The sequence below is a fragment of the Mycolicibacter nonchromogenicus genome (assembly GCF_002101775.1).
In the GTDB taxonomy this organism is placed as follows: domain Bacteria; phylum Actinomycetota; class Actinomycetes; order Mycobacteriales; family Mycobacteriaceae; genus Mycobacterium; species Mycobacterium nonchromogenicum.
Genome location: NZ_LQPI01000031.1, coordinates 15408 through 40775, shown reverse-complemented (window position 1 = coordinate 40775; position 25368 = coordinate 15408). Strand labels below are relative to the sequence as shown.

The following is a 25368-nucleotide window of genomic DNA, read 5'->3' as shown; positions in this document are numbered from 1 at the left end:
GATGCGGCTGAACCAGGTCACCATCGGCAGCGCCGACCTGGACCGCACCGAGCGGTTCTACCGCCTGCTGGGTCTGCGCCTGATCGTCAAGACCGACGACTACCTGCGATTCGAATGCCCGGACGGGGACAGCACCTTTTCGGTGGAGCGGGTCGGCCAGGTCGCGGCCGAGGAGCAGGTGACGATCTATTTCGAAGCCGACGACCTCGACGAGCAATATGACCGGTTGCGTGCCTCGGTTGAGTTCTCCCAGCCACCGACCGACATGCCGTGGCTGTGGCGCGAGGCGCGACTGCGTGATCCGGACGGCCACCGGCTGTGCCTGTTTCACGCCGGCGAGGCCCGCCGGAATCCGCCGTGGCGCCTGCCGGAAGCACAGGATTTGCCGTAAGACGACCCCGGTCCCCCGGTGTGCGGTCTACCGTCGACCTCGTGAGCCAGCAACCCGACCACGAGATACTGATCGTCGGCGCAGGCTTCTCCGGCATCGGAGCGGCGATCAGCCTCGACCGTGCCGACATGTCGGACTTTGTGATCATCGAGGCCGGCGACGGGGTGGGTGGCACCTGGCACTGGAACACCTATCCGGGTATCGCCGTGGACATCCCGTCCTTCTCCTACCAGTTCTCATTCGAGCAGAGCGCGGACTGGTCGCGCACGTATGCGCCGGGCGAGGAGCTGAAGGCCTACGCCGAGCACTGCGTCGACAAGTACGGCCTGCGCTCGCGAATCCGGTTCTCCACCATGGTGCTTGCCGCGGAATTCGATGAGGAGCACGACTGCTGGCGGGTGCAGATTGAATCCGGCGGTTCAGCGAGGCTCGACGAAGGAGAGGCGAAGCTGGAACCGCCGCACAGGCACAGCGGTTCAGCGAGGCTCGACGAAGGAGAGGCGAAGCTGGAACCGCCGCACGGGCACAGCGGTTCAGCGAGGCTCGACGAAGGAGAGGCGAAGCTGGAACCGCCGCACAGGCACAGCGGTTCGGCGGGTGTCATCACGGCCCGGTACCTGATCAATGCCAGCGGGGTGCTGACCACCCCGAACATGCCTGACATCGCCGGCGTCGACACGTTCGCCGGGGTGAGGATCCACACCGCACGCTGGGACCATGCGCAAGATCTGACCGGTAAGCGCGTGGCGGTGATCGGGACCGGAGCCTCTGCGGTGCAGGTGATCCCCGAGATCGCACCGAAGGTCTCCTCCCTCACCGTGTTTCAGCGGACACCGATCTGGTGTTTCCCGAAATTCGATGTGCCGCTGCCGCCTCCGATCCGCTGGGCGATGCGGATTCCCGGCGGCAAGTCCCTGCAGCGGCTGGTCAGTCAGGCCTTCGTCGAGGCGACCTTCCCCATCGCGGCGCAGTACTTCACGGTGTTTCCGGTGGCCAAGCGGATGGAGGCCGCCGGGCGGGCCTATCTGCGACAACAGGTGCACGACCCGGAACTGCGCAAGCAGCTCACTCCCCGCTACGCCGTCGGCTGCAAGCGCCCCGGCTTCCACAACACCTACCTGTCGACGTTCAACCGCGACAACGTTGCGCTGGTGGTCGACCCCATCGACCGGATCACGCCCACCGGCGTCGTCACCGCCGATGGGACGTCCCACGAGGTCGACGTGCTGATCCTGGCCACCGGGTTCAAGGTGATGGACAGCGACAACATCCCCACGTTCGCCGTCACCGGGGCCGGGGGCCAGACTCTGGCCCAGTTCTGGGACGAACATCGGCTGCAGGCCTACGAGGGGGTCAGCATTCCCGGCTTCCCGAACCTGTTCAGCGTGTTCGGCCCGTACGGCTACGTCGGGTCGTCGTACTTCGCGCTGGTCGAAGCGCAGAGCCATCACATCGTGCGGTGCCTCAAGAGCGCCCGCCAACGCGGGGCGACCCGGATCGAGATCTCCGAGGCGGCCAACGCCCGCTACTTCGACGAGATGATGCGCAAGCGGCACCGGCAGGTGTTCTGGCAGGACAGCTGCGAGGCGGCCAACAGCTACTACTTCGACAAGAACGGCGATGTCCCGCTGCGGCCCGCCACCACGGTGGAGGCCTACTGGCGCAGCCGCAGCTTCGACCTGGACGACTACCGGTTCAGCGCCTGAGTTTCACCGCCTTTTACCACCGCGAGCAGACGCGAAAGCCCCCAATTTCGGTCCGAAATGGGGGCTTTGGCGTCTGCTCGGCGTGGGAACCGGATCAGATGGCGCGCTTGAGGTCGTCGACCTTGTCCAGCTGCTCCCACGGCAGCTCGATGTCGGTGCGGCCGAAGTGCCCGTAGGCCGCGGTGGGTGCGTAGATCGGACGCAGCAGGTCCAGGTCACGCACGATCGCGCCCGGGCGCAGGTCGAAGACCTCGGGCACGATCTTCTCGATCTTGACCGGGTCGACGGTGGCGGTGCCGAAGGTCTCGATGAACAGTCCGACCGGCGCGGCCTTGCCGATGGCATAGGCCACCTGGACCTCGACGCGCTGCGCCAAGCCCGCGGCGACGATGTTCTTGGCAACCCAGCGCATCGCGTAGGCGGCCGAGCGGTCCACCTTCGACGGGTCCTTGCCGGAGAAGGCGCCGCCGCCGTGGCGGGCCCAGCCGCCGTAGGTGTCGACGATGATCTTGCGTCCGGTCAGGCCGGCGTCGCCCATCGGCCCACCGACGACGAAGTTGCCGGTCGGGTTGATCAGCACGCGCGTCGACGAGGAGTCCAGCGTCTCGTGGGCGAGCTCGTCGAGCACCGTTTTGATGACGTGTTCCCGCAGATCCGGGTCCAGGGTGTTGACCAGGTCAATACCCTCGGCGTGCTGGGTGGAGATCACCACGGTGTCCAGCCGGACCGGGACGTCGTCTTCGTACTCGATGGTGACCTGGGTCTTGCCGTCGGGGCGCAGGTAGTCCAGCGTGCCGTTCTTGCGGACCTCGGTCAGCCGACGCGACAGCCGGTGGGCCAGCGCGATGGGCAGCGGCATCAGTTCCGGGGTGTCGGCGATCGCGTAGCCGAACATCAGACCCTGGTCGCCGGCGCCTTGGGAGTCCAGCGGGTCGGCCGCGCCCTCGACACGCGCTTCATGCGCGGTGTCGACGCCCTGAGCGATGTCCGGCGACTGTGCCCCGATCCCGATGTTGACGCCGCAGCTGGCGCCGTCGAAGCCCTTCTCCGAAGAGTCGTAGCCGATCTCCAGGATGCGCTCGCGCACCGTGTTGGTGATGTTGGCGAACGCTTCACGGGCGTTGGTCGTCACCTCACCGACCACGTGCACCTGGCCGGTGGTGACCAGGGTTTCCACCGCAACACGTGAACGGGGGTCATCGGCGAGCAGAGCGTCGAGCACTGAGTCGCTGATGGCGTCACAGATCTTGTCGGGGTGGCCCTCCGTCACCGACTCACTGGTGAACAGCCGTCCCTTTTCGCTCACAATGTCGCCTTCCGGGTAATGGATCCAAAAGTTAGCTCGGGCAAATATAGCTTTGCAGTCCTCGGGCGAGCCTGGCAGCCCGGTGCGCATCGCCCGGTACCAAGGGCCGGGTAGTGGCTGTGCTGCCCTGCGTCCATTCCTCGACAACATCCCCCACGACGAGAAACCTGAACGACTCGGCCCTGCGAGCGCCCACTCTACCGTCCCGCCGCCGGTGTCGCCGTTTCGACCCGGACCGCCCAGGCGACCAGTGACCGCAGATAAGTCAGCACCAGTTCGTCCGGGTGAGCTTGCGGATCGGTGAGATGCAGCAGCGCCAGTTCTTCCAGTGCGGACAACAACAGCCGCGTCGTCACTCCGTCGGCGTCGATCGGGTGGCCCGCCAGCCCGGACAGCCGCCCCGCGGCGATGGTTCGGGCATAGCGACGGCCAGCCTCGGTACGCGCTTTCACCTGCGGCGGGGCACCGGCGGGAGGGCTGAGGATGATGCGCCAACTGGTGGGCGCCGCATGCAGATACGCCAGGATGCCGCGCCCGATCGCGTCCGGGTCGTCGCCGAGCGGCCCCTCGACACTGCGCATCCCGGCGAACGCGATCGCCGATTCGCGGTCCAGCAGCGCTGTCATGAGTCCGGCCAGATCACCGAAGTTCTGATACACCACCGTCCGGGTGACCTGCGCGGCACGGGCCACCCGTTCGATGGTCACCGCGGCATAACCCTCGGCGGCGACGATGTCGCGGGCGTAGTCGAGCAACTGCGTCCGTCGCGCCTGCGCCGACATCCGCCGCTTCGGCTCTGGCTGGGTGCTCACGTCGATTCCGGCAACTGGAGTAGTAGTTCGACGGCGCGGGCAGCGCTCTGCGCGGCGCTCTCCATGGTCGCCGACCAATCGGTGCGGGTCCAGTCTCCGGCGAGCACCAGGCTCGGCACCGACGTCCGCTGATCCGGCCGCAGTCCGTCGGTGCCCACCACCTGCGAGAAGGTGGCCTTGGGCATTTTGACCACCTGTGCGGCCACCACGTTGGCCTCGGCCGCGGCCGGATAGTAGCGGCGCAGCATGTCCATCTGCTCGTCCACGATCTGCTCGTTGGTGCGGTGAATCTGCTCGTAGGCGCCGCTGGTGGTCAGGCAATACAGCCAGGCGCCATTGGGATCGCGGCGCTGCATCCGCTGCCGGTCGAACACCTCGTCGATGACGCCCGTACCCCCGATCAGCGATTCCATCGCCGCCTCGGTGCCCAACGGCCGGTCCAAGTACAGGTTGGTGCTGACGATCGGCGTGTAATGCAGCTTTTCTGCCGCGGCGTAGATCTCGGCGTGCTCGGGCAGATCGTCGAACAGGCCGGCGATGTTGGAGTTGGGCACCGCGCACACCACTGCATCGGCCGCCACCTCGCTGCCGTCTGCCAACTGCACGGCGCGAACAGCGTTGTTCTCCACCACGATTCGCCGCGCAACTGCCCGGTAGCGCACGTCCACGCCATGCCGGTCGAAGACGGCGAGCGCGCCGGAGATGTAGAGCGTGTCGAGATCGGTGGTGGGGTAGCCGATCGTCACCGCGCTGCGGTGGCGCAACCCGAGCCGGATGCCGGTGGCAAGGACGTCGGCGAAGACTTTGGCCGAACCCCGGTCCACCGGCTCAGCGGCGATGCCGAGCGCCAGCCAGTCCCACACCGCCTCCCGGGCCCGGGCGGGCATCCCGACGCGGCGGAGCCACTGGTCGGTGCTGAGATCAGGCAGATCGGCGGGCTGGAACAGCGCCTCACCGGTCAGCCGCAGGGTCGCCGCAGCGGTGCGCAACCGCTCGAACAGGCTCGCATCGGGGTGCGGGCCGAACAGCGTCCGCACCGCACCCAGTCCGCGGGTCACCAACGCGGTGGTGGACCCGCCGGGCCAACGCAGCGTGCCCCCGGTCGGAAATTCGACCATCGATCGGGTTCCGACACTGGTCAGATAGCGAAACAGGTGATCGTAGCCGCTGGCGATCACGTGCTGTCCGTTGTCCGCGAGGTCCGCGATGCCCTGTACCTGCATCGCCTGGGTGCGTCCCCCGAGGCGGCCGCGCCGCTCCAGCAGGGTCACCTTCTTACCGGCCTCGGCCAACCAGACCGCTGCGGCCAGCCCTGCCAGGCCACCGCCGATCACCACGTAGCGACGATCATCCATACCCGACCCCTCTCGACTAACTTACGATCTGAAAGTTAGCCCAGAGGCGATGCGCGGTCAACGACGTGATCCGCGGCCGACGCCGGCACGACGGCTTGACCGGCTATTCGCCGTTGCTGTCGAGGAACGCGACGATGGCGTCCACGATGCGGCTGGCCATCAGCGTCTTGGAGCCCGACTCCAGGGCGGACTCGGTACCGTCGGAGGTCAGCAACCATCCGTCGTTGTGGTCGACCTCGAACGCCCGACCGTCCCCGACCGCGTTGACCACCAACAGGTCACAGCCCTTGCGGCGCAGCTTCGCCCGGGCATGGAACAGCACATCGCCGTTCTCATCACCGGTCTCCGCGGCAAAGCCGACGATGGCCCGCATATGGGGCAGCTGCCCATCGGCGCGGGCACGTACCGCGCCGGCCAGCACGTCCTCATTGCGGACCAGATCGATCGTGGGGGCCTGGTCGTGCTCCCCCGGCCCCTTCTTGATCTTGGCCTGCGCCACCCGGACGGGGCGGAAGTCGGCGACGGCGGCGGCCATCACCAGCACATGCGCCTCGGGGGCGTGCTTGGACACCGCATCGTGTAGCTGTTGGGCCGAGCTGACATGGACCACATGCACTCCGGCCGGATCGATCAGCCCCGCTGTGTGCGCGGCGATCAGGGTGACCTCGGCACCCCGCTGTGCCGCCACCCGGGCCACCGCGTAGCCCTGCTTGCCGGAACTGCGGTTGCCGATGAAGCGGACCGGGTCGATCGGCTCGCGGGTGCCTCCCGCGGTCACCAGGACCTTCTGCCCGGCCAGGTCGTAGGGCAGCGCGTCGGCCCGCTCCAGCAGCAGCGACGCGAAGGTGTTGATCTCTTCGGCCTCGGGCAGCCGGCCCGGGCCGGTGTCGGCGCCGGTCAGCCGGCCCGATGCGGGCTCAAGAACGACCGCGCCGCGTTCGCGCAGCGTCGCCACATTGGCGACGGTGGCCGGATGCTGCCACATCTCGGTGTGCATGGCCGGGGCGAACAGCACCGGGCAGCGTGCCGTGAGCAGGGTGGCGGTCAGCAGGTCGTCGGCGCGGCCGGCGACGGCGCGTGCCAGCAGGTCGGCGGTGGCCGGTGCCACCACCACCAAGTCAGCCTGCTGACCGATCGCCACGTGGGGCACGCGGGGTACGTCGTCGAACACCCCGGTGTCGACCGGCTGGCCCGACAGCGCCTCGAAGGTTGCTGCCCCGACGAACCGCAGCGCGGACTCGGTCGGGACGACCCGAACCGAATGCCCGGCCTCGGCCAGCTGCCGGACCACGGTGCACGCCTTGTATGCGGCGATGCCCCCGGAGACCCCGACGACGACCCGTTTCTGGCCCACCGGCTACGACCCGTCCTGCCCGGCTCGGCTACTCGCCTTCGGTGTATTCGAGCAGGTCGCCGTGGATCTCGCGCAGCGCGATCGACAGCGGCTTCTCCTGCAGGCCGGGCTCGACCAGCGGCCCGACGTATTCGAGGATGCCCTCACCGAGCTGGTTGTAGTAGTCGTTGATCTGGCGCGCCCGCTTGGCCGCGTAGATCACCAACGCGTATTTGCTCGAGGCCCGCTGCAGGAGCTCGTCGATGGGCGGGTTGGTGATGCCGAGAGGCGTGTCGTAACCGCCGATCAACGCCGGGTCGAACTCGTCAGCGTCGGTCGCCACGGCCGAGCCGGTCTGCGAAGTACTCACTTAAGACAATCTCCTGAAGCTCTTGGGCTGGGGCGGTTCGCGCCTGCTGGTTGTCGTCCGGGTAAATCAGGCCGCGCCCGGTGCGGTGTTCACCAGCAAGGATACCAATTCTGAGCAGGCTGTTTCCAATCGACTGTTGACCACGACCACGTCGAAGTCTCCCTGCGCCGCCAACTCCGTACGCGCGGTGGCCAGTCGGCGTTGCATGACCTCTTCCGATTCGGTGCCCCGACCGGCCAGTCTGGCCTGCAGCGTCTCCCAGTCCGGCGGCGCCAGAAACACCGTCAGCACCTCCGGCAGCGCCTTCTTGATGGCCCGGGCTCCGGCCAGATCGACCTCGATCAGAACGGGCCGGCCGGCACGGGTGGCGTCGATCACGGGCGCCGCCGGGGTACCTGAGCGCTGCAGCCCGCCGTGGATGTCTGCCCACTCCAGCAGTTCGTTTTTCTCGATGAGCCGGTCGAACTCCGCCGGCGAAACAAATCGGTAGTCGACGCCGTCCACCTCCCCGGGCCTGGGAGCCCGGGTGGTGGCCGACACACTGAAATACAGGTCCGGTACCCGCTCGCGCAGGCACCGGACCACGCTCGACTTACCGACCGCGGATGGACCGGACAGCACTACGACGCGTCCCGCGTGCCCGCTGTCCGGTCCTCCACCGGTAGTCACTGCCGGGTCAGGAGAAGTCGAACTTCTCCAGCAGCGCCTTGCGCTGCCGGTCGCCCAGGCCGCGCAGCCGGCGGGTGGGGGCGATCTCCAGCTCGGTCATGATCTCCTGCGCCTTGACCTTGCCGACCTTCGGCAGGGCCTCGAGCAGTGCAGACACCTTCATCTTGCCGAGGACCTCGTCGGTCTCGGCGTCCTTGAGCACCTGCTTGAGATTGGTGCCGCCACGCTTCAGCCGGTCCTTGAGCTCCGCTCGGGCCCGACGCGCGGCCGCCGCCTTCTCCAACGCGGCGGCGCGCTGCTCGTCGGTCAACTGGGGAAGGGCCACGATTCCTCCGTCTCGTCATCATCGACGTCGTCGATGTTTTCCTTGTCCCGGCCAGGTACTTCGGCCAGAGACGACGACCGTACCCACGCCGTCTGACGAAATCTAACCCCACCCCCCCGTTTACGGCTACAAATGCCCAGCGTATGGGGTTTGGGTGCGCCGCCGTCCCAGGCGAGTCCGCCACGATCGGTCTGGCGTTCCCGGGCGAGCCACAGTCCCGGACCGCCGGACCCCAAAAGCAGCTCTGAACTAGCCTTTTGCCTCTGCCCGCCGGCTGGATGGGGCGCCCGCGCCACGGGCGCGGCAGCGGCCTTCGAGGTGTGGACCGGCCATTCGGGCCGGCGACTTCCAGCTCGCGGCGTGTCGGGCGTGTCGAGTGCGGCGTCGAACGCCCGACACCACAGCCCGTAGCGTGTCCCGCGCGCCGCTCGGCACCCCGGCTGACGAGCGGCGGGATGCTCGCGGATTCGTCGGCCGATAATCCCGCATTGTGTTTCTGCGAAGGCCCGAATGGCACCGAGATAACCCCGAAAACTGCCACCTGACAGATTGACAGCAACAATTCAGGAGATTGTGTCGGGAAACGGCCGCAGTGGGTCAGCCGCGCACCGGTCCGGCCAGGTAGACGGCCCACCCGGGGGGCTTTCCGGGGACATGACTGGGAATATTTTCGCCGCGATGCCGCCGCGGTAGAAATAGCCGGGAATTGTGGCCTCATCGGCCCCGCGGGCAGGAACTATTGAGCAGCGGCCAGGTAGGCCACGGCATCGCGCAGCCGCTCGGCCGCGGCGCGCAGCGCACCGGCGTCCGGGCCCGCCCGCAGCACCTCGCGCGAGACCGCCGGCAGCAAGGTGCCCGCAGGGGCCCCTCCGAGCCCGGCAAGGGCCTCTGGACGCCCGCCCTGGGCCCCGATGCCCGGCACCAGCACCGGACCCCCCAAGGCGCTCAAATCGGGCACCTCACGCAGCGTGGCACCCACCACGACCCCGATGGAGCCCAGTCCCGCCGCGCCCTCGGCCCGATTGGCCTCCGCGGCAGCGTCGACGATCGCCTGCGCCACGGTGCGCCCGTCCGCGTCCTGCGCTCGCTGCACGCTCGCGCCCTCCGGGTTGGAGGTGGCCGCTAAGACGAACACTCCCCGCCGATGCTGCGCGGCCGTCTCCAACAACGGCTGCAACGACCCGAAGCCCAGGTAGGGCGAGGCGGTCACCGCGTCGGCGGCCAACGGCGACTGCCCGGCCCAGGCCGCCGCATAGGCGGCCATGGTCGAGCCGATGTCACCGCGCTTGGCGTCGGCAAGCACCAGGACACCGGCCTCGCGCAGCGCCGCGATGGTGCGTTCCAGCACGGCGAAGCCCGCCGATCCGTACGCCTCGAAGAACGCCACCTGCGGCTTGACGACGGCGAAGTCGGCGAACGCCGTCACGCACGTCTCGCTGAACGCCGCCAGCCCGTCCGGTGTCGCGGACAGGCCCCAGGAGGCCAGCAGCTCGGGGTGCGGGTCGATGCCCAGACACAGCGGCCCGCGGGCCGCCGTCGCGTCGGCCAGGCGTGCGCCGAACCCCGGCACCGCTACTGCCCGCCGAGGGTGCTGTGCAGTTCCTGCAGGGAGCGCACCCCGATATCGCCCCGGATGCCGGCCTCGATGCCCTGCACGGCCGCGGCCGCACCCTGGACGGTGGTGATGCAGGGGATGTTCACGCTGACCGCTGCCGCCCGGATCTCGTAACCGTCCACCCGCGGGCCGGAATTGCCGTAGGGGGTGTTGATCACCAGGTCCACCTCACCGGCCCGGATCGCGTCCACCGCGGACAGGGCCGGGCGCTGCTCGTTGGGCTCCTCGAAATTCTTGCGCACCACGTCGCACGGAATCCCGTTGCGGCGCAGCATCTCTGCAGTCCCCTCGGTCGCCAGGACCCGGAAGCCCAAGTCGGCGAGCCGTTTGACCGGGAACACCAGGGAGCGCTTGTCGTGGTTGGCCACCGACACGAAGACGGCACCCTGGGCCGGCAGCGACCCGTAGGCGGCGGTCTGGCTCTTGGCGAACGCGGTGCCGAAATCGCGGTCGATGCCCATCACCTCACCGGTGGACTTCATCTCGGGGCCCAGCAGCGAGTCGATACCCGTGCCGTCCGCGCGCCGGAAGCGGTGGAACGGCAGCACGGCCTCCTTGACCGCGATGGGGGCGTTCGGGCCGACGCTGGCCCCATCCCCCGTCGTCGCCAGCAGGCCCTCAGAACGCAGCTCGGCGATGGTGGCGCCCAGCATGACTCGCGCGCACGCCTTGGCCAGCGGCACCGCGGTGGCCTTGGACACGAACGGAACGGTGCGACTGGCCCGCGGATTGGCCTCCAGGACGTAGAGCACGTCATCTTTGAGGGCGAACTGCACATTGAGCAGGCCCACCACCCCGACGCCGTGCGCGATGGCCTCGGTGGCACGCCGGACCTTCTCGATGTCGCTGCGGCCCAGTGTCACCGGCGGCAACGCACACGCGGAGTCACCGGAGTGGATGCCGGCCTCCTCGATGTGCTCCATGATGCCGCCGATGTAGACCTCGGTGCCGTCGCACAGCGCGTCGACGTCGATCTCGATGGCGTCTTCGAGGAACCGGTCGACCAGCACCGGGTGTTCCGGTGACAGCTGGGTGGCCCGGGTGATGTAGCCGTGCAGGGTCTCTTCGTCATAGACGATCTCCATGCCCCGCCCGCCCAGCACATACGACGGGCGCACCAGGACCGGATAGCCGATGTCAGCGGCAATCCGCTTGGCCTGCTCGAACGTCGTCGCGGTGCCGTACCGCGGCGCCGGCAGGCCGGCCGTGGTCAGCACGTCGCCGAAGGCGCCGCGGTCCTCGGCCAGGTCGATGGCTTCCGGGCTGGTGCCGACGATCGGCACGCCGGCGTCGGCCAGCCGTTGGGCCAGCCGCAAGGGGGTCTGCCCGCCGAGCTGAACGATCACGCCGACCACCCCGGGGCCGCCCTGCCCGGACTGCTGTTCGGCGTAGTACACCTCGAGGACATCCTCGAACGTCAGCGGTTCGAAGTAGAGCCGGTCGGCGGTGTCGTAGTCGGTGGACACCGTCTCGGGGTTGCAGTTGATCATCACCGTCTCGAACCCGGCCTGGCTCAACGTGATCGCGGCGTGCACGCAGCTGTAGTCGAACTCGATGCCCTGGCCGATCCGGTTGGGCCCCGACCCGAGGATGAGCACCTTGGGCTTGACGTCCTGGGGCGCCACCTCGGTCTCGGCGGCGGGGTCGAGCTCGAAAGTGCTGTAGTGATACGGCGTTTTGGATTCGAATTCCGCAGCGCAGGTGTCGACCGTCTTGAACACGGGGTGAATGCCCAGCCGCTCCCGCAGCAGCCGCACACCGTCTTCACCGGCCAGTTCCGGGCGCAGCACCGCGATCTGGTGGTCCGACAGGCCGCTGTATTTGCAGCGGCGCAGCAGGTCCGCGTCGAGCACCGGGGTGTCGACGAGTTCGGAGCGCAGCGCCACCAGGCCGTTGATCTGCTCGACGAACCACGGGTCCACCCCGGAGGCCTCGGCGACCGCCTCCACGGTGGCGCCCAGCCGCAGCGCCAGCTCGATGTCGTAGAGCCGGCCCTCGGTGGGCACCCTCAACCGCGCCAACACGTCGTCGACGGTGCCCTCGGGGTCGGGTTTGGTCCAGAACCCGGCACGATCGGTCTCCAGCGAGCGCATCACCTTGCCGAGCGATTCGATGAAGTTGCGGCCCAACGACATCGCCTCGCCCACCGACTTCATGGTGGTGGTCAGCCGCGGGTCGGCGCCGGGGAACTTCTCGAACGCGAAACGCGGCGCCTTGACCACGACGTAGTCCAGCGCCGGCTCGAAGCAGGCCGGGGTCTCCTTGGTGATGTCGTTGATGATCTCGTCGAGGGTGTAGCCGATCGCGAGCTTGGCGGCGATCTTGGCGATCGGGAACCCGGTCGCCTTCGACGCCAGCGCACTGGATCGCGACACCCGCGGGTTCATCTCGATCACGATGAGGCGGCCGTCTTTGGGGTTGACCGCGAACTGGATGTTGCAGCCGCCGGTGTCGACGCCGACCTCGCGCAGGATCGCGATGCCCAGATCGCGCATCCGCTGGTATTCCCGGTCGGTCAGCGTCATCGCCGGTGCGACCGTCACCGAGTCACCGGTGTGCACGCCCATCGGGTCGACGTTCTCGATCGAGCAGACCACGACGACGTTGTCGTTGCCGTCGCGCATCAGCTCGAGCTCGAATTCCTTCCACCCGTAGATGGATTCCTCGATCAAGACGTTGGCCGTGGGTGAGGCGGCCAGGCCGTCGCCGGCCATCCGCGCCACCTCGTCCAGGCTGGCCGCCAGCCCGGACCCCAGACCGCCCATGGTGAAAGAGGGGCGGACGACGACGGGCAGCCCGAGTTCGGCGACGGTCTCCTCGACCTCGGCCATGGTGTAGCAGACCCGGGAACGCGCCGACTCGCCACCGACCTTGGCGACGATGTCCTTGAACTGCTGGCGGTCCTCACCGCGCTGGATCGCCTCGAAGTCGGCGCCGATCAGCTCGACGCCGTAGCGCTCCAGCACCCCGTGCTCGTGCAGGGCCACCGCGGTGTTCAGCGCGGTCTGCCCGCCCAGGGTGGCCAGCAGCGCGTCGACCTTGTTGCCGCGCTCGGCCTGCTGCGCCAGCACCTTCTCGACGAATTCCCAGGTGATGGGCTCGACGTAGGTGTTGTCGGCGTATTCGGGGTCGGTCATGATGGTGGCCGGATTGGAGTTGACCAGACTCACCTGCAGGCCTTCGGCTTTGAGCACCCGGCAGGCCTGGGTTCCCGAATAGTCGAACTCGCAGGCCTGTCCGATCACGATCGGCCCGGAGCCGATCACCAGAACATGGCGCAGGTCGGTACGGCGCGGCATTACTTCTCCCCTGCCATCAGGTCGACGAACTGGTCGAACAGGTATTCCGCGTCGTGCGGTCCGGCGGCGGCCTCCGGGTGGTACTGCACCGAGAACGCGCGGCCGTCGGCGAGCTTGACGCCCTCGACGACTCCGTCGTTGGCGCAGGTGTGGCTGACCACCGCCGGGCCGAAGTCGGTGTCAAAGCGCTGGCCTGCTTCGCCTTCCAGCGCAAAACCGTGGTTCTGCGCGGTCACCGCCACCCGGCCGGTGGCATGGTCGATCACCGGAATGTTGATGCCGCGGTGGCCGAACGTCATCTTGTAGGTGCTCAGGCCCAGTGCCCGGCCCAGGATCTGGTTTCCGAAACAGATTCCGAACAGCGGGATTCCGGCGCCCAGCACCTCGCGGGTCAACGCGACCGTGGCCTCTGCGGTGGCCGGGTCCCCGGGCCCGTTGGACAGGAACACCCCGTCCGGCTTCAGGTCGGCGATCTGCGCGAAATCCACCGATGAGGGCAGTACATGGCTGCGGATTCCGCGCCGCGCGAAATTGCGGGGCGTGTTGGTCTTGATGCCCAGGTCCAGCGCGGCCACGGTGAACCGGTGTGCGCCCTCGGGTTCCACCACGTATCCCGTGCCGGTGCTGACCTGCCCGGCAAGGTCGGCGCCGAGCATCGACGGCTGCTCGAGCACCCGGGTCAGCAGCTCCTCCGGGGATGCCAGGGCGTCACCGGAGAACACCCCGGCTTTCATCGAGCCGTGATTGCGCAGGTGGCGCACCACGGTACGGGTGTCGACGCCGGCGACACCGACGATGCCCTGGCGGACCAGTTCGTCCTCCAGCGTGCCGGTGGCCCGCCAGTTCGACGCCCGCGGCGACGGGTCGCGCACGACATAGCCCGCCACCCAGATCTTTTCGTCGCGGCTCTCCCCGTCTTCGCGGTTCCAGCCGGTGTTGCCGATCTGCGGGGCGGTGGCCACCACGATCTGCCGGTGGTAACTGGGGTCGGTCAGGGTCTCCTGGTAGCCGGACATCCCGGTGGAGAACACCGCCTCACCCAGGGTCTGTCCCACCGCCCCGAACGGTGTTCCGGTAAACGTCCGGCCGTCCTCGAGAACCAGCACCGCTCGCGCGTTACTCAATTGCGCCACTCCTGTTCATCGCTGCGTCCCCCTGACGGGGTCCCCCACTGCATCGTTCAGTGGCGCGTTCATCTGTCGTCTTCACTGTTCTTCTACCCACCGGCTGTGCTCTGCGCGGTCGTCCGCGCGGAAGCCGGTGTCTATCTCGGTGCCCGACGGCAATCGCCAGCGGATCGCCAGCACCCCGTCGTGGCTGCGGGTTGGGATCGTGCGCCCGGCGATGCCGCGTTCGGTGCGGACCGCGATCACCGAGTCCGCCGGGATCCAGATCGGCCGGGCGCCACTGCGCTGCACCATGATTCCCTCGGGGTAGCGGGTCAGCACCGCCTTGGTGCGATAGCCCAGGTCACCGACCACCACCCGGTCGTTCCACTTCGGGGCCAGCGTGCAACCGAGATACTGCCCGCGGGTGGCGGCCACCGTCGGCGAGCCCACCGTGTCGGGCACCGTCGGCAGTGTCCCGATCAGCGCGTCCTGCAGCTGGCCGCGTCGGCGCCAGCCGCGCATCATCAGCCGGATCACCACGCCGATCAGGACCACCAGCACCACAGCGAAGATCAGCGAGCCGATCAGCGTGGGGGTGTTCATGCCGGACTCTTCCCGTCCCGGGCGGTGATCCGGCCGCGCAGCAGGGTCGCCGTGACCGTCGCGGGCAGAGTCATCTCTTCATAGGGAGTGTTGTCCGAGCGGCTGGCCAGCTGCGCACCGGCGACCACCCAGGTGGTGTCGGGGTCGATCACGGTCAGGTTGGCCGGCTCGCCCACCTCCAGCGGGCGCCCCTGGTCGGGCAGGCCGACGATCTGCGCCGGCCGCTCACTCATCACCCGGGCCACGTCACGCCAGGTCAGCAGGCCGGGCTGCACCATGGTGGCCACCACCACCGACAGTGCGGTCTGCAGGCCGAGCATGCCGGGCCGGGCCGCGGCGAACTCGCAGGTCTTCTCGTGTTCGGCGTGCGGGGCGTGGTCGGTGGCGACACAGTCGATGACCCCCTCGGCCAAGGCCGCACGCAGCGCCTCGGTATCGGACGCCTCGCGCAGCGGCGGGTTGACCCGGTTGCGGCCGTCGTAGGCGGCGAGTCGGCTGTCGTCGAGCATCAGGTGGTGCGGGGTGACCTCGGCGGTCACCGAGATGCCTTGAGCCTTAGCCCATTTGAGTAGCTCAACCGTTCCGGCGGTGGACGCATGGCAGACGTGCAGGCGGGCGCCGGCGTCGCGGGCCAGCAGCACGTCGCGGGCCACGATCGACTCTTCGGCGACGCGCGGCCAGCCGGCCAGGCCCAGCCGGGCGGCGTTGGGTCCCTCGTGGGCCACCGAGCCGACAGTCAGCCGCGGCTCCTCGGCGTGCTGGGCGATCAACACCCCCAGTCCGGTCGCATACTCCAGCGCGCGACGCATCACCAGCGGGTCGTCCACACAGACCCCGTCGTCGGAGAACATCCGGACGCCCGCGGTACCGGCGGCCATCATGCCCATCTCGGTCAGCTGCGTACCGCCGAGTCCGACCGTGACGGCGCCGACCGGGTGTACGTCGACCAGGCCGATCTGCTGTCCGCGCTGCCAGACGTGGTCGGTGACCACCGGCGAGTCGGCCACCGGATCGGTGTTGGCCATCGCGAACACCGCGGTGTAGCCGCCCAGGGCCGCGGCCGCCGAGCCGGTCTCAATGTCCTCGGCGTATTCGCGTCCCGGTTCCCGCAGGTGGGTGTGCAGGTCGACGAAGCCCGGCAGCAATACCTGTCCCGGCGCGTCGATGATCTCGGTTCCGCCGGAAGCGGACAGGCCGGTGCCGATCTGCGCGATCTGGCCGTCTTCGACCAGGACGTCGACCTGGTCGCCTTCGCCGTAACACCGAACTCCCCGAATCAGCACGCTCACAACGCTGCTTCCTCTCCAACCGATCCGGTGCCCGACGCGGATTCGCTGCCCACCAGCAGATGGAACAACACCGCCATCCGCACATGTACCCCGTTGGAAACCTGCTGCAACACCGCGGATTGGGAGGAGTCGGCCACCGACGAGGAGATCTCCATGCCGCGCAGCATCGGCCCGGGGTGCAGCACCACCGCGTGGTCGGGCAGCACCGCGCGGCGCTTCTCGCTCAATCCGTAGCGCACCGAGTACTCCCGCGTCGACGGGAAGAATCCGCCGGTCATCCGTTCGGCCTGCACCCGCAGCATCAGCACCGCGTCGGCCGCCGGCAGCTCGGCGTCGAAGTCATGCGAGACCGTCACCGGCCAGTCCGCCACCCCGACCGGCAGCAGAGTCGGCGGGGCCACCAGCACCACCTCGGCGCCCAGCGTCGACAGCAGGCTCACGTTGGAGCGGGCCACCCGGCTGTGCACGATGTCGCCGACGATCACCACGCGGCGGCCCTCGATGCCGCCGAGGCGCTGGCGCAGCGTCAGCGCGTCGAGCAGCGCCTGCGTGGGGTGCTCATGGGTGCCGTCGCCGGCGTTGATCACCGCCGGGCCGGTCGCGCCGGCGGGCAGAGCTCCCGCGGTCCACTCCGACAGCAGGTGCGCCGCGCCCGACGACGGGTGGCGGATGATCAGCGCGTCGGCGCCGGCGGCGCGCAGGGTCAACGCGGTGTCGCGCAGCGACTCCCCCTTGTTGACCGAGGATCCCGATGCGGACACGTTGATCACGTCGGCGCTCATCCACTTGCCCGCCACCTCGAAGGAGACCCGGGTGCGGGTGGAGTTCTCGTAGAACATGGTGATCACGGTGCGGCCCCGCAGGGTGGGCAGCTTTTTCACCTCACGTCCGACCAGAGCCTGAGCGAAGCGGTCGGCGTCGTCGAGGATCGCGACGGCCTCATCACGGCTCAAGTCGCCGGCCGCCAGCAGATGCCTGGTGCTCATCGGGTAATCACCACCTGGTCGCGACCGTCATGTTCGGCCAGTAGGACGTGCACGCTTTCATTGCGGGCGGTCGGCACGTTCTTGCCGACGTAGTCGGCGCGGACCGGGAGTTCGCGGTGGCCGCGATCCACCAGCACGGCCAGTTGCACGATCCGGGGCCGGCCCACGTCGCGCAGCGCGTCCAGCGCCGCCCGCACCGACCGGCCGGCGAAGAGCACGTCGTCGACCAGGATCACGCACGCGTCGTCGATACCGCCCGCCGGGATCGAGGTGGGTTCCAGGGGCCGCGGGGGCTGACGCATCAGGTCGTCGCGGTACAAGGTGATGTCCAGCGCACCATGCCCGACTTCGACACCGCAGAATTCGCGGATCTTGGCGGCCAATCGCTGGGCCAGGGTGACACCGCGGGTGGGGATACCCAACAGCACGACACGCGGGGCATCGGCTCTGTCGGGGTCGTCTAAAGCCGTCTTCTCGATGATCTGATGTGCGATACGAGAAACCGTGCGACCTACATCCGCCGAGGACATCAGTTCCCGGTCGGTGCTGGAATTACCGGCAGCGCCCATGCGAAACCGCGGGACCTCCTTCTCCGCCTCACAGGACGGATCATTAAAGGGGCTTTGTGGAGACTGCGTCGCCGCAATCTCGGATTCCGAGGGTAACAGCCTGTCCCCTCGGACGGTAACCGCGCACCACGGAGGCAGAGCGCAACACCGATACCGACCCGGGTCCACGGCCGGCCGATTCGTACGATCGAGGCCCCCGGCGAAAAGAGAACCGTCAATGAGAGCAACCGCCGCCCTGGTGCTGATCGCCGGCGGGCTGGCGCTGATGCCGGCCCCGCAGGCGCAGGCCGTGTCCTGCCTGCACCGGGGCAGGCAGCACGTCGTCCAGCACGCCAACGGCAACGTCGACGCGGACTCGCGATGGCATGTGCTGCGCGGGGAGCAACCGACCTGCGACCCCGGCGGGGGCACGGCGAGCACCGAGGACACCTGGGAGCGCCGTCAGGAGGACATCGACCGGGAGCGGCACGGCTGGTGACCTAGCAACCCCCCGGCGAGAAACCCCGGCGAGAAACCCCCGGCGAGCGTGCGCGGAGGTACGCGCAATGACGGCGTGTTGGGTACAAACACGCACGCCCGCGCAGTAGTGCAGTAGTGGGGGCCAGTGGTGGGGAACCGCTAACCTGACCGGGTGAATCTCGACCCCAATCAGGCGCCGCTGCGCGAGGCCTGCGACACCGGCCTGCTCGCCGGGGTGGTGACGCTGGTCTGGCAGCGCGGCTCGGTGCTGCAGGTCAACGAGATCGGCCATCGCGATGTCGGCGCCCGCCTGCCGATGACGCGCGACACGATCTTCCGGATCGCCTCCATGACCAAGCCGATCACCGTCGCCGCCGCGATGACCCTAGTCGATGAGGGCCGGCTGCGGCTTTCCGACCCGATCGCACACTGGTTGCCGGAGTTCGCCGCGCCACGGGTGCTGGTCGACCCGACCGGCTCGCTGGAATCCACCACCGCGGCACGGCGGGCACTGACCGTCGAGGACCTGATGACGCACCGCTGCGGCATCGGCTACGGATTCTCCGTGTCCGGCCCGATCGCGCGGGAGTACCAGCGGCTGCCCTTCGGGCGCGGGCCCGAGGCCTGGCTGACCGCGCTGGCAGCGCTTCCCCTGGTGGATCAGCCCGGTGAGCGGGTCACCTACGGCCACGGCACCGATGTGCTGGGCGTGCTGCTGTCGCGGATCGAGGGCAGGCCACTGCCCCAGGTGATCGAGGAACGGATCCTGGGTCCGTTGGGAATGACCGACACCGGTTTCTGTGTCACGCCGGAGGCACGGCGGCGCAGTGCCACCATGTACCGCGTCGACGGTGACACGCTGCGCGATGACGCGATGGGGCCGGTGCCGATCACGATGCCGGCGTTTCCCAACGCCGGGGGCGGTTTGATGTCCACCGCCGACGACTACCTGGCTTTCGCTCGGATGCTGTTGGCCGACGGCATGTTCGACGGCACCCGGGTGCTCTCCGCGGAATCGGCGCGGGCCATGCGCGCCGACCGTCTCACCGACGATCAGAAGCGGCAACCGTTCCTGGGGGCCCCGTTCTGGGTCGGGCGCGGGTTCGGGCTCAACCTGTCGGTGGTGACCGACCCGGCGAAGTCCCAAGCGCTGTTCGGGCCGGGTGGTGCGGGAGCGTTCGGCTGGCCGGGCGCCTACGGCACCTGGTGGCAGGCGGATCCGGACGAAGACCTGATCCTGATCTACCTGGTCCAGAACTCCCCGACCCTGACCGCCGACATGGCTACCGCAGTCGCCGGCAACACCTCGATCGCCAAGCTGCGCGTGGCGCAGCCGAAGTTCGTCCGCCGGACCTACGCCGCCCTGTCCTAGAGATCCGCACCCGCGAGGCGGGCCCTCTCCAGTGCGGCGTCGCGCATCTGTGCGCGCTCTTCGGCGGTCCAGCGCGTGGTGGGCTCGAAGACCAGGGTCGACACGTTGTAGCCCAGCATGGTGAACACGTACTCAAGGTACGGGCGCTGAAAGTCCTGCAGATCCGCGCGGTCGCCGTCGTAGGCGCTGGAGCGGGTCAAGATCAGGTGCAGCGGCTTGCCCTCCCCCAACGTGCCCACGTGCTCGCCGCGCTCGTTGAGGGTGAAGCTCGCAATCGGCTGCACGATGACGTCGATCCAGGCCTTCAGTGCGTGCGGCACATGCCAATTCCACATCGGCGAGGACACCACCAGCCGATCGAACGAGCGCACCCGCTCGATCTCGGCCAGCACGTCCGACCAGATCTGCTTCTGCTCGGGGGTTCGGCGTTCGCCGTAGAGCGGGGCGAATTTGGCGAACGCGGCCTCGCGCCCGAACACCAGCATCTCGTCGGTCCACACCGAGAACCGTTCGACGTCGCCGACCGCTGCCGCGGGCGCGGCGTCCAGGAACGCCTGGGTCAGCGCCGAAGACAGCGAATGCTCCTGCTTCGGGCTCGCCTCCACCCACAGAGTTTTCATGCCTGTCCTTCGGGTCGGTCAGATCATCGAGATCGGTGAGATCTTCACGCCGACCTCGAGTGCTCCCGACAACTCGCGTGCCACGTCGTAGTCGAAGACTACGTGCCCGCAGATCACGTCGACGTCGCGTTTGGCGCGCTGCAGCGGGTTGGTCACGAACTGCGCACTGGCTCCGGACGCTTCGAGCAGATCGGCGATCACGGCGCGGGATTCGTGCACGATATGGGCGGCGGCCGCCCGGGCGTCGGCGCGTGCGGGACGACCGATGCGCTCCCGGGCGTCCACCGCGTCTTGGATCCGGCCCACGGTGTCGTCGAGCAGGCCGCGCAGGGCGCGCAGCCGAACCCGTGCATCGCCGAGGCGGATCTGGGCGGCCGGCTGATTCTTCTGCGCGACACCGGAATAGGCCAGGACCCGGCCGGCCAAGCGTTCGGCGAACAGGTCGGCGACCCACTCCGCCGACCCGAGGGCGGGCATCGCGGCGACCAGGGCCAGCGCCGGAACCATCGGCCACCGGTACGCCGAGGCGTCGTGCAGCTCGGCACCGGGGGCGGTGCCGGAGTAGATGTCGACGACCGTGACCAGCCGGTGCGACGGGACGAACACGTCCTCGATGACGACGTCGTTCGAACCGGTGGCCCGCATGCCCGCGGTGTGCCACACGTCCTCGACGCGGATGTCGCTCGCCGGCAGCAACACCAGCGCCGGGTAGGGCGCATCGTCGGGTCCGCAGATCGCTCCGACCATGATCCAGTCGGCGTCGGCCACCCCGGTCGCCCAGGACCATCGCCCGGACAGCCGGATGCCGTCACCGTCGGGCACGCCGCGCCCGGTGGGCGCCAGCGGCGCCGGACACAGCACCGGCCCGGAGGCGAACACCTCGTCTTGGGCCTGCTCGCCGAAGAGCGCCAGCATCCAGTTGTGCAGCACGTAGAACCCGAGCGTCCAGGCGCTAGACGCGCAGCCGTGCGCCATCCGCCGGACCGGGTCGAGGATCGCGGGGAACTCGGCCTGGCACCCGCCGTAGCGTGCCGGCAGGAGCAGGCGGGCCAGCCCGGACTCGTGGAAGTCCTCGACGGTGGCCGCGGGAAGTCGGCGCAGCTCTTCGGCCTCGGCGGCGCGCTGGGCCAGTCGGGAGATGAATTCCTCGGTCACCACCGGTGCCGTCGTGATTGCCATGCCCGGACCGTACCATACCTTTTGGTATGGAGTCAGTGCCGCAGCATGACGTCCAGAAACTGATCCCGCCGGCCCGCCGCTCGTGGACTCGGCGCCCTAGGCGCCAGATGCAGAAACCCGATTCCCGCGGCGAAGGTGGCGTTGGCACGCATGTCGGCCTCGTCGGCGTCGAAGCCGTCGTCGAGAAACGCCTGCCGGACCGCTGCGAGCACCCGCCGATCCGAGCTGCGCACCGCGGCCGCGACGCTGTCCTCGGTTCGCGCCCATTCCCGCATCGCCCGTTCCAGCATCCAGTGGTCGGGGCCCACCAGCGCGGTCATCATGCGCGAGAGTCGTTCACGCGGCGGCAGTTCCGCCAGCGCATCGAAGTCGCCGCGGTCGGCGTCGCGTACCGCGGCCCAGGTCTCGACCAGCGCCTGACGGTAGGCCTTCATGTCGGCGAAATGCCAGTAGAAGCTGCCCTTGGTGACCCCGAGCCGCTTGCAGAGCCGGTCGATGGTCAGCGCCTTGACGCCGTCCTCGGCCAGAATCCGAAAGCCGGCCTGCACCCAGTCCGGCACGGACAGCCGGGGATTGCCGCCCGACCCGCCAACTGCTTCCGACGTGGCCATGCCGAGTCAGCGTAGTGACCCGGCCGCTTGTCGCAACGCCCGACGCGCATGCGCGCGCACCGTCGGTGTCATTGACGGTGAGGCTGGTCGCCGACATCGCGGGCCGGCCCGTAGCGGGCCAGCGCCTCGGGGGTGAACACCGCCAACCCCAACTCCGGGTTGTAGCCGTGAATCTCTTTGACGTCGAGTTCGGCCAGGAAGTACAGGATCTCCTTGGAGATCACCTGACCGGGAACCAGCACCGGGAAGCCGGGCGGGTACGGCACGACGAACGTGGTGGAGACCAGGGTCTTACCGTCGGCGACGCGGCGGCCGGCATCGCCCAGCAACACGTGCTCGCGGTCGGCCTCTTCGTAACCGCCGTAGAACGCCGAACGCATGTCGCCGATCGGGCTGGTGCCGCCGGGACGAAACTCCGGCGCGAACGCACTGAAGTCCGGCAGCGGGGGCAGATCCTCGGTGATCTCGACGACCCGCCGGCGCTGCAGCGCGCGATCATCGGTGCTGGCCGCGTTCCACGCCCGGTCCAGGTCGCCGGCGACCCGGCGCAGCGCGTCGAGCAGGTAGTGCACGCTGGACCAGGTGACGCCGATGGTGAAGATCAGCAGCACCGAGTTGATGGACGTCTTGTTTATTTGAATGCCGTACTGCTGCATGAGAATTCGCTCGCGGAAGTCGTAGCCGGTCATCCCGGTCTTCCCGACGTAGAGGGTCACCCGGGTGGGGTCGAGCACGAATTCATCGGACCGCCAGGCCTCGTTCCATTCCGCCAGCGCCCCCTGACGCACCTGCCGGTAGGAACTGACCGTCGATTCCCGGAAACGATCGGGCACCAGGTCGCTCTCGTCGAGGATGTGGAACCACTTGCTGATCAACTGGTCTTTGCGAACCCGGTGGCGGAACACCAAGGCCATGTCGTAGACCCGCCGGACCATGTCGAAGCCCTCGATGTCCACCTGTCGGCGGGCCAGGTCCAAGGAGGCGAGCAGCTGCTGGTTCGGCGAGGTAGACGTGTGGGTCAAGAACGCCTCGGTGAACGACTCGCGGACCAGCGCGTTGAAGTCCTGATCCCGGACGTGGATCATCGACGCCTGCCGCAGCGCCGACAGCGACTTGTGGGTCGAGTGGGTCGCATACACCCGCACCCGCGCCGACGGGTGCGGCAGCAACCGGTGCTCGCTCCACTGGTCGCGATCGATGCCTTCCATGCTGTCGTGCCAGGCCTGGTATTCCTGGGCGTAGTGCGCCGAGCCCAATTTGGCCTCCAGGCCCTCGGCGGCGACCATCGCAGTGCGTTGCCGGGCCCACGGCACCGCGGTCGCAAACGCGTACCACGCCTCATCCCACAGAAAACAGATGTCGGGCTTGATCGCCAGGATCTCCTCCATGACCCGGCGGGGGTTGTAGACGACGCCGTCAAAGGTGCAGTTGGTCAGCAACAGCATCCGCACCCGGTGCAGCTGTCCGGCAGCCTCCAGGTCCAACAGGGCACGCTTGATGGTGCGCAATGCGACCGCCCCGTAGATCGCGTACGGCGCCAGCGGGTAGGCGTCCAGATACAGCGGATACGCCCCGGCGAGCACCAGCCCGTAATGATGCGACTTGTGGCAGTTGCGGTCGATGAGCACGATGTCCCCAGGCCGGGTCAGTGCCTGTACCACGATCTTGTTGGCCGTCGAGGTCCCGTTGGTGACGAAGTAGGTGTGGTCGGCGTTCCAGGTCTTGGCAGCCTTGTTCATCGCCACCCGGATGGTGCCGTGCGGATCGAGCAACGAGTCGAGACCGCCGGAGGTGGAGGAGGTCTCAGCCATAAAGATGTTGCGGCCGTAGAACTCTCCCATGTCCTGCAGCGATCGCGAGTTGAAGATGCTGGCCCCACGTGCGACCGGCAGCGCGTGGAACTGCCCCACCGGCTCCGAGGCGTAGGCGCGCAGCGCATCGAAAAACGGTGTGGCGTAGCGCTTCCGGATGCCGGCCAGCACGGTGCTGTGCAGGTCGGTGACGTCGTTGAGCCGGTAGAAGGTCCGGTCATAGACGTCCGGTTCGTGTTCGGTGTCGGCGGCGATCGACTCGTCGGTGAGCAGGTACAGATCGATGTGCGGCCGCAACAGGCGCATCCACTCACCGCATTCGATGGCGTCGCGGGCGCAGTCGATGGCCGTCGGGTCGTCATCGGCGCCCAGCAGGGTGGTCATCAGCGGCACCCGGTCTCGTGACCGCAGCGGCAGGTCGTGCCGCACGATCGCGGCCTGGATCTCGCCGTTGAGCGCGACAGCGGTGACGGCGTCCTCGACGCTGGAGACCACCAGCAGTTCGATCTGCACATCGTCGTCGGGGTTGCGCAGCCGGCGCAGGCTTTCCACCAGGCTCTCCGGCACATCCGGCGGCGAGTCGTCGGCCAGCAGCACCGTGTAGAACTGCTGCTGGCGGGCCTTGGCCACCAGTTCCTGGTCCGACAGCGGCGAACCGAGATCGAACAGCGCCGCCCGGTCGCCGTAGTCCGACAGCAGCCGCACCACCAGCGACACCCGCTCGGTCAGCGACACCGTGGCCATCGACTCCAGGTGGGCGCGAAAAGTCGCCAGGTTCGCCGCCCCGGGAAACAGCCAGTACCGCTCGTAGGCGCCGAGCCGGTCGAGCAGTCGCTTTACCCGCGCGGCTTCATGGGTGGTGTCCAGGCCGGCTCGGCTGGCCTCGGCCAGTTGCCGGCAGGCGTCGTCGAGCAGGTTCCAGGTGTCCACGCGCGAATACGACGGATTGGCCACCGCAGCCAACGCCGATACTCGCAGTCTTCGATTCGGTGCGTCCCAGCCCTCGACCATAGGGTCAGTGTGGCCTGAGTCGGTTCGGGACGGGGCGGGTTCAGTCCGCTGAGTCCGAGTCCGCCTCGTCGCCGCCGTCCGCACCGGCGTCCAGCGGCGCCGTGGCCCCCCGTACCGCCAGCGAAGCCGCCCGCAACTGCGGCGTCACCAGCATCACCTGGCCCAGCACGCCGTTGACGAATCCGGGTGAGTCGTCGGTGGACAGCTCCTTGGCCAACTTCACCGCCTCGTCGACGGCGACCGGCTCCGGCACGTCGTCGGCGTGCAGCAACTCCCAGATCGCCACCCGCAGAATCGCCCGGTCCACCGCCGGCAGCCGTTCCAGTGTCCAGCCCTGCAGATGCGAGGTGATCAGGTCATCGATGTGGGCGGCGTGCTCGGTGACCCCGCGCGCCACCGTGACGGTGTAAGGATGCAGGGGCGACACGTCGGGCTGCTCACTGGCCAGCGCGGTCCGCAGCTCCGCGCCCTGCGCCGGGGTCAGCCCCCGGGCCTCGGCCTCGAAGAGCACGTCGACAGCGCGCTTACGGGCCTGGTGCCGGCCTTTTACCGGCTTGCCAGCAGGCAT

At 68.5% G+C, this 25368-nt stretch carries 23 protein-coding genes; 4 read left to right on the top strand and 19 right to left on the bottom strand.

Annotated elements, in window-relative coordinates:
• The first annotated feature begins 1 nt into the window (after position 1).
• Both AWC18_RS05415 and AWC18_RS05410 read left to right on the top strand, forming a co-directional pair.
• Complete coding sequence (locus AWC18_RS05415) at positions 2-391, top strand: VOC family protein (protein ID WP_085138022.1); 390 nt, start codon at positions 2-4, stop codon at positions 389-391.
• A gap of 41 nt (positions 392-432) precedes the next feature.
• The gene (locus AWC18_RS05410) at positions 433-2097 is read left to right on the top strand and encodes a flavin-containing monooxygenase (RefSeq protein ID WP_085138021.1); all 1665 of its coding nucleotides are present in this window, start codon (positions 433-435) and stop codon (positions 2095-2097) included.
• Between the two features lie 94 nt (positions 2098-2191).
• On the opposite strand, the gene metK is transcribed toward AWC18_RS05410, so the two are convergent.
• From metK to pyrR, 14 genes are all read right to left on the bottom strand, one after another.
• Positions 2192-3403 (bottom strand): methionine adenosyltransferase, encoded by a 1212-nt coding sequence (metK, locus tag AWC18_RS05405; RefSeq protein WP_064996968.1) that lies wholly within the window; start codon positions 3401-3403, stop codon positions 2192-2194.
• Positions 3404-3600: 197 nt separating this feature from the next.
• Positions 3601-4185, bottom strand: a complete 585-nt coding sequence (locus AWC18_RS05400; protein ID WP_064996967.1) for a TetR/AcrR family transcriptional regulator — start codon at positions 4183-4185, stop codon at positions 3601-3603.
• Positions 4186-4211: 26 nt separating this feature from the next.
• Positions 4212-5570 carry a hydroxysqualene dehydroxylase HpnE gene (gene hpnE, locus AWC18_RS05395; protein WP_085138020.1) on the bottom strand — a complete coding sequence of 453 codons (1359 nt, stop codon included), beginning with the start codon at positions 5568-5570 and terminating at the stop codon, positions 4212-4214.
• A 103-nt stretch (positions 5571-5673) separates the two neighbouring features.
• A complete protein-coding gene (gene coaBC, locus AWC18_RS05390) occupies positions 5674-6924 on the bottom strand; it encodes a bifunctional phosphopantothenoylcysteine decarboxylase/phosphopantothenate--cysteine ligase CoaBC (RefSeq protein WP_064996965.1) in 1251 nt (416 codons plus the stop codon).
• A 28-nt stretch (positions 6925-6952) separates the two neighbouring features.
• On the bottom strand, positions 6953-7273 hold the full coding sequence (rpoZ, locus tag AWC18_RS05385) for a DNA-directed RNA polymerase subunit omega (protein WP_064996964.1): 321 nt from the start codon (positions 7271-7273) through the stop codon (positions 6953-6955).
• A gap of 66 nt (positions 7274-7339) precedes the next feature.
• Complete coding sequence (gene gmk / locus AWC18_RS05380; protein WP_064996963.1) at positions 7340-7942, bottom strand: guanylate kinase; 603 nt, start codon at positions 7940-7942, stop codon at positions 7340-7342.
• A gap of 7 nt (positions 7943-7949) precedes the next feature.
• Positions 7950-8267, bottom strand: a complete 318-nt coding sequence (gene mihF / locus AWC18_RS05375; RefSeq protein WP_003932123.1) for an integration host factor, actinobacterial type — start codon at positions 8265-8267, stop codon at positions 7950-7952.
• Positions 8268-9003: 736 nt separating this feature from the next.
• Entirely contained in the window at positions 9004-9837 is an 834-nt protein-coding gene (gene pyrF, locus AWC18_RS05370; RefSeq protein WP_085138019.1) for an orotidine-5'-phosphate decarboxylase, read from the bottom strand.
• A 2-nt stretch (positions 9838-9839) separates the two neighbouring features.
• Positions 9840-13181 carry a carbamoyl-phosphate synthase large subunit gene (gene carB / locus AWC18_RS05365; protein WP_085138018.1) on the bottom strand — a complete coding sequence of 1114 codons (3342 nt, stop codon included), beginning with the start codon at positions 13179-13181 and terminating at the stop codon, positions 9840-9842.
• The gene (gene carA / locus AWC18_RS05360; RefSeq protein ID WP_208858321.1) at positions 13181-14305 is read right to left on the bottom strand and encodes a glutamine-hydrolyzing carbamoyl-phosphate synthase small subunit; all 1125 of its coding nucleotides are present in this window, start codon (positions 14303-14305) and stop codon (positions 13181-13183) included. The genes carB and carA overlap by 1 nt, the downstream gene beginning before the upstream one ends.
• An 81-nt stretch (positions 14306-14386) precedes the next feature.
• Positions 14387-14893, bottom strand: a complete 507-nt coding sequence (locus AWC18_RS05355; protein ID WP_085138017.1) for a PH-like domain-containing protein — start codon at positions 14891-14893, stop codon at positions 14387-14389.
• On the bottom strand, positions 14890-16182 hold the full coding sequence (locus AWC18_RS05350; RefSeq protein ID WP_085138016.1) for a dihydroorotase: 1293 nt from the start codon (positions 16180-16182) through the stop codon (positions 14890-14892). The genes AWC18_RS05355 and AWC18_RS05350 overlap by 4 nt, the downstream gene beginning before the upstream one ends.
• Positions 16179-17168, bottom strand: a complete 990-nt coding sequence (locus tag AWC18_RS05345) for an aspartate carbamoyltransferase catalytic subunit (RefSeq protein ID WP_085138015.1) — start codon at positions 17166-17168, stop codon at positions 16179-16181. Before AWC18_RS05345 ends, AWC18_RS05350 begins: the two co-directional genes overlap by 4 nt.
• Complete coding sequence (gene pyrR, locus AWC18_RS05340; protein ID WP_064996957.1) at positions 17165-17737, bottom strand: bifunctional pyr operon transcriptional regulator/uracil phosphoribosyltransferase PyrR; 573 nt, start codon at positions 17735-17737, stop codon at positions 17165-17167. Before pyrR ends, AWC18_RS05345 begins: the two co-directional genes overlap by 4 nt.
• Positions 17738-17954: 217 nt before the next feature.
• On the opposite strand from pyrR, the gene AWC18_RS05335 reads away from it, so the two are divergent.
• Both AWC18_RS05335 and AWC18_RS05330 read left to right on the top strand, forming a co-directional pair.
• On the top strand, positions 17955-18215 hold the full coding sequence (locus AWC18_RS05335; RefSeq protein WP_085138014.1) for a DUF7199 family protein: 261 nt from the start codon (positions 17955-17957) through the stop codon (positions 18213-18215).
• Between the two features lie 153 nt (positions 18216-18368).
• A complete protein-coding gene (locus AWC18_RS05330) occupies positions 18369-19568 on the top strand; it encodes a serine hydrolase domain-containing protein (protein ID WP_085138013.1) in 1200 nt (399 codons plus the stop codon).
• Here the strand turns inward: AWC18_RS05330 and AWC18_RS05325 are convergent.
• The 5 genes from AWC18_RS05325 to nusB form a co-directional block, all read right to left on the bottom strand.
• Positions 19565-20188 carry an NAD(P)H-dependent oxidoreductase gene (locus AWC18_RS05325; protein WP_064996954.1) on the bottom strand — a complete coding sequence of 208 codons (624 nt, stop codon included), beginning with the start codon at positions 20186-20188 and terminating at the stop codon, positions 19565-19567. The two genes, AWC18_RS05330 and AWC18_RS05325, sit on opposite strands and share 4 nt — an antisense overlap.
• A gap of 18 nt (positions 20189-20206) precedes the next feature.
• Positions 20207-21367 carry an acyl-CoA dehydrogenase family protein gene (locus AWC18_RS05320; protein WP_085138012.1) on the bottom strand — a complete coding sequence of 387 codons (1161 nt, stop codon included), beginning with the start codon at positions 21365-21367 and terminating at the stop codon, positions 20207-20209.
• A gap of 32 nt (positions 21368-21399) precedes the next feature.
• Entirely contained in the window at positions 21400-21978 is a 579-nt protein-coding gene (locus AWC18_RS05315) for a TetR/AcrR family transcriptional regulator (protein ID WP_064996952.1), read from the bottom strand.
• A 68-nt stretch (positions 21979-22046) separates the two neighbouring features.
• Positions 22047-24800, bottom strand: coding sequence for an aminotransferase class I/II-fold pyridoxal phosphate-dependent enzyme (locus tag AWC18_RS05310; protein ID WP_085138011.1), 2754 nt, complete (start codon positions 24798-24800; stop codon positions 22047-22049).
• Between the two features lie 40 nt (positions 24801-24840).
• Positions 24841-25368, bottom strand: a complete 528-nt coding sequence (gene nusB, locus AWC18_RS05305) for a transcription antitermination factor NusB (RefSeq protein WP_085138010.1) — start codon at positions 25366-25368, stop codon at positions 24841-24843.

Bases quoted from the DNA above. Each gene is read 5' to 3' on its own strand.
- AWC18_RS05415 (WP_085138022.1), top strand. From the start codon at position 2: ATGCGGCTGAACCAGGTCACCATCGGCAGCGCCGACCTGGACCGCACC.
- AWC18_RS05400 (WP_064996967.1), bottom strand. From the start codon at position 4,185: ATGTCGGCGCAGGCGCGACGGACGCAGTTGCTCGACTACGCCCGCGAC.
- hpnE (WP_085138020.1), bottom strand. From the start codon at position 5,570: ATGGATGATCGTCGCTACGTGGTGATCGGCGGTGGCCTGGCAGGGCTG.
- carB (WP_085138018.1), bottom strand. From the start codon at position 13,181: ATGCCGCGCCGTACCGACCTGCGCCATGTTCTGGTGATCGGCTCCGGG.
- AWC18_RS05355 (WP_085138017.1), bottom strand. From the start codon at position 14,893: ATGAACACCCCCACGCTGATCGGCTCGCTGATCTTCGCTGTGGTGCTG.
- AWC18_RS05345 (WP_085138015.1), bottom strand. From the start codon at position 17,168: ATGAGCACCAGGCATCTGCTGGCGGCCGGCGACTTGAGCCGTGATGAG.
- pyrR (WP_064996957.1), bottom strand. From the start codon at position 17,737: ATGGGCGCTGCCGGTAATTCCAGCACCGACCGGGAACTGATGTCCTCG.
- AWC18_RS05335 (WP_085138014.1), top strand. From the start codon at position 17,955: ATGAGAGCAACCGCCGCCCTGGTGCTGATCGCCGGCGGGCTGGCGCTG.
- AWC18_RS05325 (WP_064996954.1), bottom strand. From the start codon at position 20,188: ATGAAAACTCTGTGGGTGGAGGCGAGCCCGAAGCAGGAGCATTCGCTG.
- AWC18_RS05320 (WP_085138012.1), bottom strand. From the start codon at position 21,367: ATGGCAATCACGACGGCACCGGTGGTGACCGAGGAATTCATCTCCCGA.
- AWC18_RS05315 (WP_064996952.1), bottom strand. From the start codon at position 21,978: ATGGCCACGTCGGAAGCAGTTGGCGGGTCGGGCGGCAATCCCCGGCTG.
- AWC18_RS05310 (WP_085138011.1), bottom strand. From the start codon at position 24,800: ATGGTCGAGGGCTGGGACGCACCGAATCGAAGACTGCGAGTATCGGCG.
- nusB (WP_085138010.1), bottom strand. From the start codon at position 25,368: ATGCCTGCTGGCAAGCCGGTAAAAGGCCGGCACCAGGCCCGTAAGCGC.